Origin of the sequence: Paenibacillus elgii NBRC 100335, from assembly GCF_004000865.1 — a bacterium.
GTDB lineage: Bacteria > Bacillota > Bacilli > Paenibacillales > NBRC-103111 > Paenibacillus_G > Paenibacillus_G elgii.
Genome location: NZ_BIMB01000057.1, coordinates 29,545 through 45,592, shown reverse-complemented (window position 1 = coordinate 45,592; position 16,048 = coordinate 29,545). Strand labels below are relative to the sequence as shown.

Annotated in this window: 16 protein-coding genes, 1 pseudogene and 1 riboswitch; of the genes and pseudogenes, 14 read left to right on the top strand and 3 right to left on the bottom strand. The window is 56.3% G+C overall.

What is annotated here, in order from left to right; all coding sequences use genetic code 11:
- Both PEL01S_RS34665 and PEL01S_RS28920 read left to right on the top strand, forming a co-directional pair.
- Positions 1-1,225 (top strand): annotated as a pseudogene (locus PEL01S_RS34665) (hypothetical protein); the annotation flags it as partial.
- Between the two features lie 3 nt (positions 1,226-1,228).
- The gene (locus PEL01S_RS28920) at positions 1,229-1,795 is read left to right on the top strand and encodes a CvpA family protein (protein WP_063182961.1); all 567 of its coding nucleotides are present in this window, start codon (positions 1,229-1,231) and stop codon (positions 1,793-1,795) included.
- Between the two features lie 155 nt (positions 1,796-1,950).
- Here the strand turns inward: PEL01S_RS28920 and PEL01S_RS28915 are convergent, their stop codons facing one another.
- Both PEL01S_RS28915 and PEL01S_RS28910 read right to left on the bottom strand, forming a co-directional pair.
- Entirely contained in the window at positions 1,951-2,322 is a 372-nt protein-coding gene (locus PEL01S_RS28915) for a cupredoxin domain-containing protein (protein ID WP_127462701.1), read from the bottom strand.
- A gap of 129 nt (positions 2,323-2,451) precedes the next feature.
- The gene (locus PEL01S_RS28910) at positions 2,452-3,909 is read right to left on the bottom strand and encodes an aminotransferase-like domain-containing protein (RefSeq protein ID WP_127462700.1); all 1,458 of its coding nucleotides are present in this window, start codon (positions 3,907-3,909) and stop codon (positions 2,452-2,454) included.
- 157 nt (positions 3,910-4,066) lie between these two features.
- On the opposite strand from PEL01S_RS28910, the gene PEL01S_RS28905 reads away from it, so the two are divergent.
- Positions 4,067-4,684, top strand: a complete 618-nt coding sequence (locus PEL01S_RS28905) for a LysE/ArgO family amino acid transporter (RefSeq protein WP_063182967.1) — start codon at positions 4,067-4,069, stop codon at positions 4,682-4,684.
- Between the two features lie 58 nt (positions 4,685-4,742).
- Here PEL01S_RS28905 and PEL01S_RS28900 read toward each other — a convergent pair whose 3' ends face one another.
- Positions 4,743-5,111: a phage holin family protein gene (locus PEL01S_RS28900; RefSeq protein WP_036687620.1), complete on the bottom strand. Its 369-nt coding sequence runs from the start codon at positions 5,109-5,111 to the stop codon at positions 4,743-4,745.
- Between the two features lie 193 nt (positions 5,112-5,304).
- Between PEL01S_RS28900 and PEL01S_RS28895 the strand changes: the two genes are divergently transcribed.
- The 11 genes from PEL01S_RS28895 (at position 5,305) to PEL01S_RS28845 (ending at position 15,687) form a co-directional block, all read left to right on the top strand.
- Positions 5,305-7,692, top strand: coding sequence for an endonuclease MutS2 (locus PEL01S_RS28895; RefSeq protein ID WP_063182969.1), 2,388 nt, complete (start codon positions 5,305-5,307; stop codon positions 7,690-7,692).
- Between the two features lie 175 nt (positions 7,693-7,867).
- On the top strand, positions 7,868-8,548 hold the full coding sequence (locus PEL01S_RS28890; RefSeq protein ID WP_063182970.1) for a PspA/IM30 family protein: 681 nt from the start codon (positions 7,868-7,870) through the stop codon (positions 8,546-8,548).
- Positions 8,549-8,638: 90 nt separating this feature from the next.
- On the top strand, positions 8,639-9,061 hold the full coding sequence (locus PEL01S_RS28885) for a DUF350 domain-containing protein (RefSeq protein WP_010497015.1): 423 nt from the start codon (positions 8,639-8,641) through the stop codon (positions 9,059-9,061).
- A gap of 198 nt (positions 9,062-9,259) precedes the next feature.
- Entirely contained in the window at positions 9,260-9,769 is a 510-nt protein-coding gene (locus PEL01S_RS28880) for a hypothetical protein (RefSeq protein WP_174807026.1), read from the top strand.
- Positions 9,770-9,898: 129 nt separating this feature from the next.
- A complete protein-coding gene (locus tag PEL01S_RS28875; RefSeq protein WP_174807025.1) occupies positions 9,899-11,209 on the top strand; it encodes an MFS transporter in 1,311 nt (436 codons plus the stop codon).
- A gap of 72 nt (positions 11,210-11,281) precedes the next feature.
- On the top strand, positions 11,282-12,211 hold the full coding sequence (cysK, locus tag PEL01S_RS28870; RefSeq protein ID WP_063182972.1) for a cysteine synthase A: 930 nt from the start codon (positions 11,282-11,284) through the stop codon (positions 12,209-12,211).
- 154 nt (positions 12,212-12,365) lie between these two features.
- Positions 12,366-12,668, top strand: coding sequence for a hypothetical protein (locus PEL01S_RS28865; RefSeq protein WP_063182974.1), 303 nt, complete (start codon positions 12,366-12,368; stop codon positions 12,666-12,668).
- Positions 12,669-12,951: 283 nt separating this feature from the next.
- Positions 12,952-13,428, top strand: coding sequence for an Lrp/AsnC family transcriptional regulator (locus PEL01S_RS28860; protein WP_173426612.1), 477 nt, complete (start codon positions 12,952-12,954; stop codon positions 13,426-13,428).
- Between the two features lie 16 nt (positions 13,429-13,444).
- The gene (locus PEL01S_RS28855; RefSeq protein ID WP_063182976.1) at positions 13,445-14,638 is read left to right on the top strand and encodes an aminotransferase class I/II-fold pyridoxal phosphate-dependent enzyme; all 1,194 of its coding nucleotides are present in this window, start codon (positions 13,445-13,447) and stop codon (positions 14,636-14,638) included.
- Between the two features lie 136 nt (positions 14,639-14,774).
- Positions 14,775-15,044, top strand: a complete 270-nt coding sequence (locus tag PEL01S_RS28850) for an aspartyl-phosphate phosphatase Spo0E family protein (RefSeq protein ID WP_010497004.1) — start codon at positions 14,775-14,777, stop codon at positions 15,042-15,044.
- 124 nt (positions 15,045-15,168) lie between these two features.
- Positions 15,169-15,687, top strand: a complete 519-nt coding sequence (locus PEL01S_RS28845; RefSeq protein ID WP_010497003.1) for a hypothetical protein — start codon at positions 15,169-15,171, stop codon at positions 15,685-15,687.
- Positions 15,688-15,743: 56 nt separating this feature from the next.
- A riboswitch (cobalamin riboswitch) is annotated at positions 15,744-15,944 on the top strand.
- Positions 15,945-16,048: the final 104 nt, after the last annotated feature.

The following is a 16,048-nucleotide window of genomic DNA, read 5'->3' as shown; positions in this document are numbered from 1 at the left end:
CGCGGCCGAGCGGGAGCGCAGCCGCGAGGCAGTAGTCGCGGCAAAGGCGATGCTGGCGGAGCAGATGCACGAAGCGGAAGCGAGCTACGCCGAGCGTCTAGCGGCTCGCGAGGCGGAGCTGAAGGAACAGAAGCGTCGCCTCGAGGTGCAGCTTGGCGAGCAGTTGGAGAAGACGCGCGAGCAATTGCAGCGCGGCGACGGCCTGCAGGCGGAGCTGGAAGCCCTGCGCGGAAAGCGGCGTGAGCAGGAAGACGAGCTCGCACTGCAGCAGGAGCTGTACAACGAGCTCGAAGGCGAGCTGGCCGCTTTGCGGGAGCACAGCGCAGCCCAAGAAGCGGAGCTACAGCGCAAGCTGGAGGCTCGGGTAGCCGAGAGCGACGCCCGGCTGGCGGCCCGCGAAGAAGAGCAGCGGCGGCAGTTGGAAGCACTGGAGCGGAGGCGGGAAAGCGAGCTGGCCGAAGCGAAGCAGCGGTTCGACGAAGAAGCGGCTGCCTTGGCGGCGCGCATCGCGCAGCTCGGACAGCAGCTTAGCGAGCGGGAGGCCGAGCTGGCGCGCGAGCTTGCCGAACGGGAGCGGCGCAGCGAGACGCAGGCGGCGCAGGTCGACGAGCTGCGGGCTAAGCTCCGCGAGCAGGAGGAAGAGATCGGCCTGCATCAGGAGCTCTATGACGAGCTGCAAGGGCAGCATGACGAGCTGGCGCGGCGCTTGGCCGAGCAAGAAGCGGGGCTGCGCGAAGCGGCGGCTGCGCAGGAGTCGCGTCATGAGGAGTTCCAGCGCCTACTCGGTGAGCGCGAACGCGAGCTTGCTGAGCTGCGCCAGGAACGCAAAGCGGCTGAAGAGCTGAGCCGTGCCCTTCAGGAGCAGTGCGCCGCGCTTGAGGGCCGGCAGCAAACGGCGCAGAGCGAGCGGGAAACGTTAGAGCAGCGGTTGGCTGCGCAGGAAGCGAAAATCTCCGAGCTGACCGAGCAAGCGGCCCAGGGAGCCCAGCTGCGGATTGAGCTGGCAGAGCAAAAGGACGAGCTGGAGCTTCAGGTCGAGCTGTACAACGAGCTGCAGGAGCAGCTCACCGAGCAGATAAAACTGCACAAAGCGCTGCAGGCCGAATACGGGCAGCATCAGGAGAAGGCGGAGCAAGTATTCGAAGAATTGCAGAACTTGAAATCCGAGTACGAGAAGCTCCAGATCGAATATAACGAATGGATCGAGCTCGTGGAGAAGGAATAGCGAATGAACGGATTGGATTACACCGTTCTGGTGGTGCTCGCCGCCGGAACGGTTCTAGGGTTCGCGCGCGGCTTTATCGGCCAACTCGTATCGGTCGTCGGTCTCGTGGCCGCGTATTTGATCGCCTTTTTCTTTTATGACGATCTGGCGCCATTGGTAGGCAGTACGCTTGCGCTATCCGGGCATGAAACGTACCAGAAGTATGAATTTTTAGCCAAAGGCTTGAAGCTGGACACTTACGTGTATAATGCGTTGGCTTTTGCAATATTGTTTTTCGGGGTCAAAATCGCGTTCAGTATCGGCGGGCGGCTGCTGAACTGGCTGGCGGCGGCGCCGGGGCTCAAACAGGTCAATCAATGGAGCGGAGCGGCGCTCGGCTTGGCGGAAGCGGCGGTCATCGCAGTGATCGCCGTCCATGTCATGACGGTCATCCCGAACGACGGCGCGCAGAATCAGCTCAAACACTCCATGCTGACGCCATACGTTCTGGCGCATACGCCGATTTTGACCGATAAGCTGCAGGAGCTCTGGAACAACCGGAGCGGCCGGGTTAAAGCGGGGGAATCCTGAAACCGCAGAATGGAATAACTGAAAAAGGCTTGCTTCACGCTTGGAATAAACCAAGCCGTGGAGCAGGCCCTTTTTTATACTTTAAAACGGCCCCGCCCGTCCCGTAGGACAAACGAAGCCGCTTTGGATTTATTCGCCGTTATATTAGGCTATTCTTATTCCACAACAAGCGTGGATTTCATCGTAGCATGGCCTTGGCCGCAAGGAAGCGAGCAGACGATATCGTATGTGCCGGCCTTGTCGATTTTTACCGTTTTGGTCTTGTTGTTGTTGTCCAAGCCGACGTTTACGCCGCTAATTTGCACGGCATGCATGCCTTGTTTGTTTTCCAGCGAAAACGTAACGTCCTCGCCTTTTTTTACTTTATATTCTTTCTGATCGAACTGGAAGTTCGTGGCTACCAATTTTACCTGCTGAGCCGCCGGATTGCTGTTGGCCTGCTCCGCTTTCGGGGTTTCTTTGGCTCCGCACGCGGACAAGGCGAAAATCATCCCGACTGCTGCCGCACTGACGATCCATTTTTTCATTCGGTAAGTCCCCTTTCACAACCATCATGGAATATTTTTCTTACCCCATGATACAGCAACCAGCGGTCTTATGGCTGTGTCGGAGCGGTGACAACAATATGAAAACATCGTGTCATTCCTTGTCAAACCTTATCTTGGCCGGGAGCTCAGTTCCCGGATCAATCCGGCCAGCTTCCGAAGGCCAAAATTCAGGCGATCCGCCGATTCGAAGGAATAAGAGAGCCGGATGTAGGGACCGCCGAGCGAGTCATACACCGTTCCGGGGTTGAACAAGATACCCTCCTGAAGCGCACGCGTAAAAAGCGCATTCATGGAGATGGGAGGCACGATTCGCAGCCAAATGTAAAATCCGCCTGCAGGCACACGCCATACCGCAACCCCCGACAAATGCTTCTGCAGCATGTCCAACACATCGTCACGTCTTTGCCTCAACACGATACGCACCCGGTTTAAATGCTCTTCATGAAAGCCTCGTTCGAACCATTCCGTCAGCGCCCATTGGGAAAGCGAGCTTGACCCGTAATCGGTCTGCATTTTGAGATCCGCAAGCCGCCGAATGACCGGCTCGGGTCCGGTGATCCAGCCGGTGCGCAGGCCCGGGCCGACCGTCTTGGAGACGCTTCCCAAGTAAAGGACGAGCCCGCTCGGATCGCGCGCTTTCAAGGGCGGAGGCGGCGGGGCGTCCAGCCAGAGCTCGCGGTAGACGTCATCCTCGATCACCGGGAGCTGCAGCCGCTCGCATTCCCGCAGCAGTTCGACGCGCCGCCGCTCCGACATGACGATGCCTGTCGGGTTGTGGAAGGACGGAATCGTATACAGCATCCGGTTCGGCTGGGGCTTCAGTTCGGACAACCCGCGAATGCGAATGCCCTCCGAATCCATCTCCAGCCCCGCCAACCGGACTCCGGCAGAATGAAATACATGCAGGGAGTGCAGGTAGGAGGGGCTCTCCGTAATCATGGTGGCTCCCGGCTTGACAAGTCCGAGGGAAATAAGCTGCAGGGCTTGCAGCGCTCCCGAGACGATCAGAATGGAGGCCGGGGAAGCAGGGATGCCGAGCGATTGCAGGTGGCGGCTTAGCTGTTCCCGCAGCGGCAGCAGCCCGCGCGGCTCTTCGTAGCCGAGCGTGTGAATGCGGGAGGCAAGGCGGCCGAACACCTCCCCGAGCAGCGGCTGCGGATACAGCGCCGGAGACGGTTCTCCCGTGCTTAAACGGATCATCCCGGCTTGAAATTCCGTCTCATTGATCGTTTGGATGGTCGGCAGATTCGGCCGGTGCCAGCCGGCCTGGACATACGAATCCCAGTCGGGTGGGGTGCGCGAGGTGAGCAGGGACCACGGATTGTTCACCACCTTTGTGCCGCGGCGACCGTCGCCTTCAAGCAGTCCGTCGGCGATCAGCTCCTGAAGCGCCGTAACGACCGTGGACCGGTTGACGCCGAGCGCCTCGGCCAATTGCCGCTGTGTCGGGATGCGGCTGCCGACCGGCCATTCGCCGTTTTCGATTTTGCGTTTCATATAGGTTTTGATTTGCAAATAGAGCGGCAGCGGCGAACTCTCGTCCGGCTGCCAGTCGATGCGGTACATAAGCGGCCATCCCTCCGGGCGAAGTCATTACTCCGATTGTAGCAAAAATTGTTTTGGTTGGGTACTCGACCAACCGTTTGGTTGAAGACTTTTCCGCCGGGGGAGGTATGATGGATGAAGACCGGATTTATTTAGATAGCATCAGGAGGAGAGAGGCATGCAAGCGGTACTGCACGGATTTGTTTTAGCCTTGGGATTGATCCTCCCATTGGGGGTACAAAACCTGTTTATTTTTCAGCAAGGAGTTGTTCAGCGGAGGTTCGTCCTTGCGCTGTCTGCTTCGGTCACGGCGGCTCTGTGCGATACGATTCTGATTTTGGCTGCCGTTTTAGGCGTTTCCGTCGTCATTTTGGCGTTTGCTTGGGTCAAGACGGTGCTGCTTATCGCGGGCGCCGCATTTTTGCTCTATTTGGGCTGGAATGCTTGGAAAGCCGCTTCGGCTTCGGGACCGTCCGTTCAAAGCTCGCCCGAATCGTTCCGAATTTCGAAGCAGATCGCCTTTACGGCGTCGATTTCACTGCTTAACCCCCATGCGATCCTCGATACCGTCGGTGTCATCGGAACGAGCTCGCTGAACTATGCGGGAGCGGATAAAGTCGGGTTTACCGCTGCGGCCATCGTCGTATCGTGGCTGTGGTTTATCGGGATGGCCAGTGTCGGACGGATGACCGGAAAGCTGGATACTTCCGGACGGTTCCATGCTTGGTTGAACCGGATATCGGCTCTGATGATTTGGGGGACGGCGTGTTACTTGATTTACTCGTTATTTATATGACATATTCCAGGAAGACAAAGAAATCGGCCGCAGACGCTTTTGCCTGCGGCCGACTCGCTTACTTGGCGTTCTCACGACCGGAACGGCCCTGCTCAAACGGTGTTTTCACCGGAATGAACAGGTCGATGATTCCGATAACCAAGGCAGCCAGGATTGCACCGATAATGCTTGTCGATACGCCGCTCACGATAAACTGGGCGAGCCAAATGATCAGCGCGCTTGTTAAAAAACCGACAATCCCTCGGCCGAACGGAGTGATCTTTCTGCCGAAGATTCCTTCAATAACCCATGCCGCGATCGCGATCACCAAGGCCAGGAAAAAAGCGCTCCAGAAGCCTCCGACCCTAAAGCCGGGAACGATCCAGCTGACAATCAGCAGCATTAAGGCGGAAACGATAAACCTGACGAGATGTCCAAGCAAGTGCATCGTGCAGTTCCTCCTTCGTGTCTTTGCCGTATTCGTCAAACGCTTTCGGTGCACCTTATAGGTTTTCCCAAGTCTTCGGCTTTATGAATGGCAATCCTTAGCGGAAATTCATTAGCTTTACTACCCGGACTTGGATATAATAGCAATGGAGAGCTTTTTCCGGTAAGAAAGGCAGGTTTCTAAAACGAAAGCGATGAATACAAACAAGACATCATACAATCAAAAAATATTGGCGACGTTGGATTTCCGGGCGGTGCTCGAGCGCTGCGCGAACCATGCCGCGACATCGCTCGGCAAAGGCCGGGTGGAAGAGCTTGAACCGAGCGGAGACTTTCATGAAGTGAAGCGCAGGCTGCAGGCGACCGACGAAGCGGTCAACGTGGACCGCTTGAAGGGCGGCGCGCCGTTCGGCGGCATCCGGGATATTCGCGCTGCGGTCCATCGGGCGCGGATCGGCGGCATGCTGAACCCGGTCGAGCTGTTGGATATTGCGATGACGAGTCAAGGCGGCCGCCGGCTGGGCAGGTTTCTGGAAGCGACGAATGAGGATTACAGCATTCCGCTGCTGCTTGACCTGCTTGAGCCGATGACCGACCATAAGGATTTGGAAGAGCGGATTCGCGGGTGCGTCGACGAGAACGCGCAGGTCATGGATACCGCAAGCCCGGAGCTGCTGAAAATCCGTCAGGAGCTAAGGTCGAGCGAATCGAAAGCCCGCGAGCGGCTGGAGCAAATGGTGCGCACGCCGTCCATTCAAAAGATGCTGCAGGACAATCTCGTAACGATCCGGGGAGACCGGTACGTCATACCCGTAAAGCAGGAATACCGGGGTCATTTCGGCGGCATGATCCACGATCAGTCGGCTTCCGGGGCGACGCTGTTTATCGAGCCGGAAGCGGTCGTACAAATGAACAACCGCGTACGTGAATTAAAGCTGAAAGAAGAGGCGGAAGTCGAGAAAATTCTTCGCATGCTGTCCGTCCTCGTAGCGGATAGCGCGGATACGCTGCTCGTCAACGTAGAGTCGCTGACGGAGCTTGACTTTATTTTCGCCAAAGCGGGCGTCGCACGCGAGATGAAAGCGACGCTGCCGCTGCTCAACGACCGCGGCTTTATCAAGCTCAAGCGCGGACGGCATCCGCTCATTCCCGCGGAAAAGGTCGTTCCTCTCGACGTGGAGCTGGGCAACCGTTATTCGACGATCATTGTGACCGGACCGAATACGGGCGGCAAGACCGTCTCGCTTAAGACTATCGGTCTGCTGTCGCTCATGGCGATGGCGGGGCTGTTCGTTCCGGCCGAGGAGGGCAGCCAGCTTTGCGTGTTCGATGCGATCTTTGCGGATATCGGAGACGAGCAAAGCATCGAGCAGAACCTTAGTACGTTCTCCAGCCATATGACCAATATTATCCGGATTCTCAAAGAAATGACGCCCAAAAGCCTTGTGCTGCTCGATGAGCTCGGAGCCGGGACTGACCCTGCGGAAGGCTCGGCGCTGGCGATATCGATCTTGGAGCATATGCACCGGATGGGCTGCCGCATCGTGGCGACGACGCACTACAGCGAGCTGAAGGCGTATGCCTTCGATCGGCAGGGCGTCATCAACGCGAGCATGGAGTTCGACGTGCAGACGCTGCGTCCGACGTATCGGCTGCTTGTAGGCGTTCCCGGGCGAAGCAACGCGTTCGCGATTGCGGAGCGCCTCGGTCTGGCGAAGACCATCATCGACCATGCCCGCGGCCAGGTCGGCGAGGAGGATCAGCGCGTCGAATCGATGATCGCCACACTCGAAGAGAACCGGCTGCAGGCCGAGGCCGAGCGCGAATCGGCGGAGCGCAACCGCCGCGAAGTCGAAACGCTGCGCGAGCAGCTTGCCGCCGAACGTCGGCGCTTCGAGGAGCAGAAGGATAAGCTGTTCGAGCGTGCGGAGCGCGAGGCGCAGGAGGCGGTGGCGAAAGCCCGCCGCGAAGCCGACGAGATCATCACCGAGCTTCGCAGAATTCAGCGCGAGGAAGCAGGCGGAGTGAAGGATCACAAGCTCAGCGAGCTGAAACGGCGGATGAACGACGCCGCTCCTGAGCTCCGAAGCAAGTCCAAGGCCGGTACACCGCGCAAAAAAGCCGACCGGATCGAGCCGGGCGACGAAGTGCTTGTGACGAATCTCGGCCAGCGGGGACATGTGGTCGAACTGGTGAGCGAAACGGAAGTGACCGTGCAGCTCGGCATTCTTAAGATGAAAGTCAACAAAGCGGACCTGGAGCTGCTGAAGCAAGCCTCCGCTCAGAAGAAGCCGCAGCAGCAGGCAACCTCCAGCCTGAAGCGGACGCGCGACGAGAACGCCAAGATGGAGCTGGACTTGCGCGGAGCGAATGTAGAAGAGGCGATCATCGAAGTGGACCGCTTTCTGGACGAATCGTATTTGGCCAATTTCGGCCAGGTGTTCATCATTCACGGCAAAGGCACCGGCGTGCTGCGGACCGGCATTCAAGAGTTTTTGCGCAAGCATAAGCACGTCAAGAGCTTCCGGATGGGAGCTTACAACGAAGGCGGCGCAGGGGTTACGGTAGCCGAGCTGAAATAGAAAAAGCCCGCTCTTCCTTCCGGTCGCAGCGGGTCCGCACTTATCATGAAAAAAATTTTTCGACAATTGAAACTCCGGCCCGCATCTTCCGTATATACGAGTGTAAGCATCGATGTTTGTGAAGCTCTGCAGGCTGAAGCGATATTTCAAACAAACGTACAGGAGGAATTTTAACATGGGAATTTTTAAAAGACTGCGTGACATGACAATGGCTTCGATTAACGATCTTCTGGACAAAGCGGAAGACCCGGTAAAAATGCTCAATCAATTCCTTCGGGATATGGAAGAAGATATTTTGGAAGCCGAGTCGGCGGTAGCCAAGCAAATCGCGATCGAGAAGAAGTTCAAGCAGCAGTACGAGGAAGCGCAAGAAATGGTTCAAAAGCGCGAGGAGCAAGCGCTCAAGGCGCTGGAATCCGGCAACGAGGATTTGGCCCGCCGCGCGCTGCAGGACAAGAAAGAGCATCAATTGCGCTTCGACGAAATGAAACAGCAATACGATACGGCGAAAGCCAACGCCGACCGTCTGCGCAACCAATTGTCCGAGATGAAAGACGAATTCAGCAAAATGAAGAACAAAAAGGACATTTTGGTAGCCCGTGCGGAAGCAGCCAAAGCCCAAAAGCAGATCAACCAGGCGATGACCGGCTTCGGTACCGACAATGCGGCAAAAGGCTTCGACCGGATGAGCCAAAAAGTAATGCAGCTTGAAGCGGAAGCCGAAGCGAGCAACGAGCTGCATTCCAAAGGCAAAAGCCTCGACGACGAGTTCGAAGCGCTCAGCAAAAACGACGGCGTCGATGATGAACTGGCAGCGCTTCGTGCGAAGCTGGCGGCCAAGAAGCAAGCGGAGTAAGCGACATAGAGAGACTGAAGGCTTAGCGCCTTCAGTCTCTTCAGTGTTAAAAACTCACCTTGATTGAGGCGAAAGGCAGGGCGGATCGATATGGCGGATAAAGAGGTGGATTTTTTGTTGAGCAACCCTTATGTTGAGACGCTGGCGTTTTTTTCGATCGCCGTGCTGGCGCTGATTGTCTTTTTGGCGATTTTCGAGCTGGTAACCAAGTATAAGGATTGGGACGAGATCAAGAAGGGTAACTTGTCGGTAGCGATGGCAACCGGGGGCAAAATATTCGGGATATGCAACCTGTTCCGTTTTGCGATCTTGAATAACGATTCGGTGCTGCATTCGTTGATTTGGGCAGGGTACGGCTTTTTACTGCTGCTGGCGGCTTATTTTATTTTTGAGTTTATGACGCCGTATTTCAAAATCGACGAGCAAATCCAGAAGGACAACCGGGCCGTAGGCTTTCTATCCATGGTGATTTCGGTGTCGTTGTCCTATGTTATCGGCGCTAGCGTGACCTGATGCCGGGGGCCGGCGAAGAGGGCCGGCCAGAATCGGATCGTTCTTCAAGACCGGAGGAGGAAGAGTCCTTGTGAAATATTTATGGGGCACCTTATTTGCGCTTGCGCTTGTTTTTTTGTGCGCAGGCGTTTACTATTTTATTAAATTTGCATAGCGTGAAGGCGGAAGTCAGGCCTTCACCCGCCGCCGCTAAGGGGGATGACGCGTTTGTCGCAATCAGAGAATCAGGTATGCCCGTGGTGCCATACGGAGATCGTGTGGGACCCGGAAATCGGTCCGGAAGAGGAATGTCCGCACTGCTTCAACGAGCTGGGCGATTACCGGAGCATCAATCTGAAGATGGAAAATTCCGATTCAGGCATCCAATATGACGATGAAGAACAATTGGATGACGATCTGGAACTGTCGGACGAAGAGCTGCAACTGGCAGACGACTACGGAGAAGGCGTTCAGCAGCTGCTGGACAGCCAAGAGGAAGCGCCGGAATGTTCTTCCTGCCGCAGCTTTATGCTGCTGGCCGGCACCGAACCGGCTTCGGAGGCTTTTGTTCCGTTCGTGCATCCGGCGCTTGGCAAGCCGCTGCTCCAAGCGTCATTCGGCGTTCAGGTTTACTTGTGCCCGTCCTGCTTCAGAGTCGAACGGCAGCTGACGGAAACGGACCGGCTCGCGTTGGTGGAGCAGCTTCGGGAGCATGGAGCCAAGAAATAAGAACGACTAAAAAAGAGGGATTCGAAAGCAGGCATTTGCCGGCTTTTGGGTTCCTTTTTTTGGCTTTCATTCATGATTTCCGCCGAACAGGGAAGCTTAACTAAGACATTACGGATACAAGGTGAGAGCATGCATTCCGGAGCTAAACATTTTCCGCACGATTGGGTGCGAGGCAAGGACCGTGCGGGGGAGCACAGTTGGCGGGATATCGAGCAGACAGGCCCGGCTGGCGGAAAGCCGAAGAAGAAAAAAGGCGGCCCGTTGTCGGCGCAATCGCGGCTTCTGCTAACGGTGAACGGCTTGTTTGCCGTGGCCAACGCCCTGTCCGGCACGTTCGTCAATGTGTACCTATGGAAAGCGAAGCACGATTTTACGGTCATCGGCTGGTTTACGCTCATTCATCATTTGACGATGGCGCTAACGTTCTGGATTGCGGGCAAATGGGTTAAAGAGCATAACAAAATGAACTGCTTGCGCACGGGGGTCGCGGTTGCGGCGGTCTTTTACTTGCTGGTGCTGTGGTTCGGAGGAAGGGCGGCAGACTATTTCGTGCTGCTGGGAGCCGTCCAAGGCTTGTCATCGGGCTTGTTCTGGCTTGCGTTCAACGTCGTCTACTTCGAGGTAACGGGCCCGGACGACCGCGACCGTTTCAACGGATGGGCAGGTCTGCTCGGGTCGGGCGCCGGGATGATCGCTCCTTGGATTTCCGGTTATTTGATCGTCCGGATGCATGCGGCGACGGGGTATCGGCTCATTTTTACCTTGTCGCTGATCGTTTTTGTGATCGGGGTGATTTTTAGCTTTTTCTTGAAAAAGCGCAAAACGTCGGGAACCTATGAATGGTTTCTCGCTTGGCGGTGCTTAAGATATCAGGACACGGCTTGGCGCAAGGTTGGGCTAGCGCTGGCGGCCCAAGGCGTCCGGGAAGGCGTATTCGGCTTCATGATCGGGCTGCTGGTGTATGTTCATACGGGGAGCGAGATGTCGCTGGGCAATTTCTCGCTCGTCACTTCCGCGGTCGCGCTGCTTAGTTTTTTGGTAGCAGGCAAGCTGCTGAAGCCCCGATTTCGGGGGAAAGCGATGTTGCTCGGCGCGGTGATGCTGGTGCTTGTCATTTTGCCGTTTTTTTGGAAGGTCAATTTTGTCACGCTGCTGCTGTTCGGGGTAGGCGCGGCCGTCTTTTACCCGCTGTACGGCATTCCCATGACCTCCATCGTCTTCGATCTCATCGGGCGGGAGGAGGAGAGCGTGAAGAAGCGGGAGGAGTATATCGTTATGCGGGAGCTGGCGCTGAATACGGGCAGATTGCTCGGCACCGCTGTTTTTATTGCCGTCGTTTCGCTTACCAAGTCGCCCGCCGCTATGAACTGGCTGCTGCTAGGCATCGGCAGCTCGCCGCTCGCCGTATGGTATTGGATGCGCAAAGCGGAGGTGGCGTGAAGTCCCGTTAGCTTGCTAAAACCATACCTTCCCGATAAAATAAGAGGGATAGGGAAGGGAGCGGCAAGCAGCATGAGACGTACTACCGGAAAAATGGTGAACAGCATTACGGAGCTGATCGGCGATACGCCGGCCGTACGGGTCCAGAGGCTCGTTCAGGAGAACGATGCGGAGCTGTATGTGAAGCTGGAATATTTCAACCCGAGCGGAAGCGTCAAGGACCGCGCGGCGTTTAACCTGATCGTGCAGGCGGAAAAGGACGGCCTGATCGGCCCGGGCGCGACGATTATCGAGCCGACCAGTGGCAATACCGGGATCGGTCTGGCGATGAACGCTGCGGCCAAGGGCTACAAGGCGATTCTCGTCATGCCGGACAACATGACGAAAGAGCGGATCAACCTGCTGAAAGCGTATGGAGCGGAGGTTGTCTTGACGCCCGCGGAGCAGCGGATGCCCGGAGCGATCCGCAAGGCGGTGGAGCTGCAGGCGCAAATTCCGAACAGCTTCATCCCGCAGCAGTTTGAGAATAAGGCGAATCCGGACATTCACCGGACGACGACGGCGCTGGAAATCATCGAGCAGATGGAAGGACGGCTCGATGCGTTCGTCGCGACCGCCGGTACGGGCGGCACGATTACAGGTACGGGCGAAGTGCTTCGCGAGAAGCTTCCGGGAGTGCAAATCTACGTCGTCGAGCCGCAAGGCTCTCCGGTGCTGTCGGGCGGCGAGCCGGGACCGCACAAGCTTGTGGGCACCAGCCCCGGCTTCGTGCCGAAAATTTTGAACACCGGCGTCTATGACGAAATCGTCCAGGTATCCGACGAGGATGCGCTGCGGACGACGCGGGACTTGGCGCGTCTCGAAGGCATTCTGGTTGGCCCGTCCGCCGGAGCGTCGGTATGGACGGGGCTTCAAATCGCCCGCAAACTCGGCCGTGGCAAGCGCGTGCTGTGCATTGCGCCGGATACCGGAGAGCGCTATTTGAGCATGGGAATTTTTTGATCCGATAGGGAAGACAGGCTTGCCCGACAAGGGCAGGTCTTTTTTATTTGTAAACACCGTCGGATATGTTGAATAAATATGCATTTAAATGTATAATAATCAATAGAGATCAATCTCCACATTGAAAAGCAGTATGGAAGAGAGGGAACCAAGGATGAAAATCGCGCTGCATAACGAGCTTCCAGGCGAAGCGCAGTTTCAGCAGTTGATCGACTCCGTGTCCGAACGGACCGGCGAGCGCCGGCCGCTGGCTTACGAAGCTTTATGCGACGGGGGCCCTGTCATCGCGGCCTACGATCAAGGGGTGCTGGTCGGCCTCGGACGGCTGGTAAGCGACAACATCGGACAGCAAGCGTTCGAATGCAAAATCAGGCCCGGCTACGAACGACGGGAAATCGAAGCCTATATGCGCAAGCTGCTGGCCGTTTCCCCGGTAGAGAGTCACTGTCATTGCTGATACGGGCTTGCCATAAGCCGTTATCGACCTCCGATTGGGTTTCGGAGGTTTTTTTGCTATGCATGAGGAAGAGTGTTTCCGTGGTCGCCGAAAGGCGAGTCCATATAATTTTACTTTGCCAAAGCGTGGCTGACAGGTGTAATATGGAGTAATAAGCCATCGGTTCCGGCACTCGTTGCGAGGCTGCGACCCCGCAGGCTTCCCGGCTCACGGTGGATTCGCCGGGTGAGGCCGTTTGCTTCGTATATCTAGTAGGAGGGCGTTGTCATTGGAACAATTCAAAATGAAAATCATCGAGCTGCTGAAGGAAGACGCGAGACGTACGCCGGCTCTGATTGCGACTATGCTGGGGGCGTCCGAAGCCGAAGTGGCGGAAGCCATTCGCGAGCTGGAGGAAGCGAACGTTATCGTCAAATATGCGACGGTCGTCAACTGGGCCAAGGTGGACAACGAGAAGGTCACCGCCTTGATCGAAGTGCAGATTACGCCGGAGCGAGGACGGGGCTTCGATGCGATCGCCGAGCGCATTTACTTATATCCGGAAGTCAAGTCGGTTTATTTGATGTCCGGGGCCTACGATCTGCTCGTGGAAATCGAAGGGAAGACGCTGAAGGAAGTGGCGTCGTTCGTCTCCAACAAGCTGTCTCCGATCGATCGGGTGCTTTCGACCAAAACGCATTTTATTCTTAAAAAATATAAACAAGACGGAATCGTCTTTGAAGATCATGAGGATGACCGCCGTCTCTTAATCTCGCCGTAAAGGACGCTGAAAAGCAATGATTGAGTCAAAACAGGTACAACAGGTCAAGTCAATGCGCGGGTATTTGGCGCCGCTCGTGCAGGAAATTCCGCCTTCAGGGATTCGCAAGTTTTTTGACTTGGTAAGCGGGAGCAAGGATATTATTTCTCTTGGCGTCGGAGAGCCTGATTTTCACACACCTTGGCATGTCCGGGAATCGTGCGTTTACTCGTTGGAGCGCGGCAATACGAAATATACGCCCAACGCCGGCCTGCTCGAGCTGCGTGAGGCGATCGCGGAATATTTGTACGAATCGTTCCGGCTGCTCTACGAACCGTCGGACGAAGTGATGGTAACGGTCGGAGGCAGCGAGGCCATCGATCTTGCGCTGCGCGCTTTGATCGCCCCGGGAGACGAAATTCTCATTCCGGAACCGACTTACATTTCTTACAGTCCGATCGCACGGATTGGCGGCGGTATTCCCGTCGGGATCGAAACGTTCGCCAAGGACCAGTTCAAGCTGAAGCCGGAAGCGCTGAAAGCGGTCATTACGCCCCGCTCGAAGGTGCTCATTTTGTGTTACCCAAGCAACCCGACCGGCGGCATCATGACGTACGAGGACTGGCTGCCGATTGCGAAAATTGTTGAAGAGAACGACCTGATCGTCATTTCCGACGAAATCTATGCCGAGCTCACCTACGAGCAAAAGCATGTCAGCTTCGCGTCGATGCCGGGCATGCGGGACCGCACGATTCTCGTGAGCGGCTTCTCCAAGGCGTTTGCCATGACCGGATGGCGGATGGGGTATGCTTGCGGGCATCAGGACCTCATTTCGGCGATGTTGAAAATCCATCAGTATACGGTCATGTGCGCTCCGTCCATGGCGCAGGTGGCTGCGCTCGAAGCGCTCACGAACGGGATGGAGGAGAAGGACAAGATGGTCGAGTCCTACAACCAGCGGAGACGTCTGGTCGTCCATGGCTTCCGGGAGATTGGCCTGCCGTGCCACGAGCCTCAGGGCGCGTTCTACGCTTTCCCTTCCATTCAGTCCACGGGACTTACTTCGGAGGAATTCGCGCAGCGGCTGCTGTATGAGGCCAAGGTCGCGGCGGTGCCCGGGCAAGTGTTCGGTCTCGGCGGCGAGGGCTTTATCCGCTGCTCGTATGCGACATCGGTCAATCAATTGACAGAAGCAATCGACAGGATTGGAAATTTCATAAAAAAGTTGTAATTTCGTCAAAATAAATCATTTTCAAATCCCCCAAAAACTGGTATCTTATAGGTATAAAAGGTTTAAATCTATGACTTACCTATAAAAACTTGTCAGCTTAGGTCTGATGACGACGACCCGGTGGGAGGGATGAGGGATGGCTTTTCCGGAATATCAGCTTCGGCAATATTTGAACGTCGGCTGGATTCGCGACAGCGAGCATAAGGCCAAGTGGACTTTTGGGAAAAGAAAACAGGCCTCAGCCGCCGTTTCGCTGGAAGATGACATCTACAAGCTCCGGCGTCAGCTGGAACAGCTTGTACAGAACGGGAACAGCCTCACATCCCCGGAAGTTGTCGAAATCAGCATGCAGTTGGATATCAAAATCAATGAATATATGAATCGCCCTAAAGGGGACCGTCGTTGAACGGTCCTTTTTTGCTTTGTCGAAAAAGTTTTGAAAGCGCAGCCCCGTCATGGTAAGATACAAGGATAGAGAGCCGCGGAGACGCGCTTCCGGCGGCACGGATAGAGGGGGAAACAAAGGGACGATGAGAAGAAGATGGCTTCTCGGTCTGCTGCTGATCTTCGTGCTCGCGGGCTGCGGAGGACCGAAGGCGGACGTGACGGTGTTTTTAATGGGGAAGAGCGGCATTCCGGCGGAAATCGGGGAAAAGCTGCAGGCGTCGCTGCAGAGCAAAATTGGACAGGCGCCCACCGTGCAAGTCGTGACGTCACCGCTGTTTTCACTTGAGAAGATGATAGTCGAAATCGCCGCCGGAGGGCATGGGGTGTTGATTATACCGGCGGAGGAGTTCATACGCATGGCTCCGCAAGGCGGTTACGTTTCGCTTGACGACGTGGCGAAGCCGGAGGATTTCCCCGAAGGCGTCATGGAACTTCCCGTGGGTGACAAGAAGGAGAAGCATCTGTACGGCATCCCGATGGAGAAGTCCCTTTGGTTCAAGGAGCTACAATTGAACGGCAAGGATTTGTTTGCGTTCATTCCGCAGAGTGCTCCGGACCCGGAGAAAGCAAAGCAAGTGTTAAAAATTATTGCGCAGAAGTAATCGTTTGGGCGATGCTAGATGTAGGGGAAACCCCGTGGTAGATGGCTGCGGACGGATAATCGAATAGCGGTTCGGGTGCTTGCGGGCGATGGAAGCCTGCGAGTTAAAAGGGAAGCCGGTGCGACGCCGGCGCGGTCCCGCCACTGTGAACGGGCGAATGCTCTCCGGGAAGCCACTGCTTGATGTAAAGCGGGAAGGCGGAGAGTTCCGGAAGGAAGCCCGTAAGCCAGGAAACCTGCCCGAACGGCAAGCGAAGCGTCCTTCGAGGAAAAGGAGCGGAATCGGGCAGCCGGCTGGCGGTGTGCCGTCTTTGGACAGGCGGATCGCGGGCGGCGGTCCGTCTGTGCTCTTTGCCTCGGAG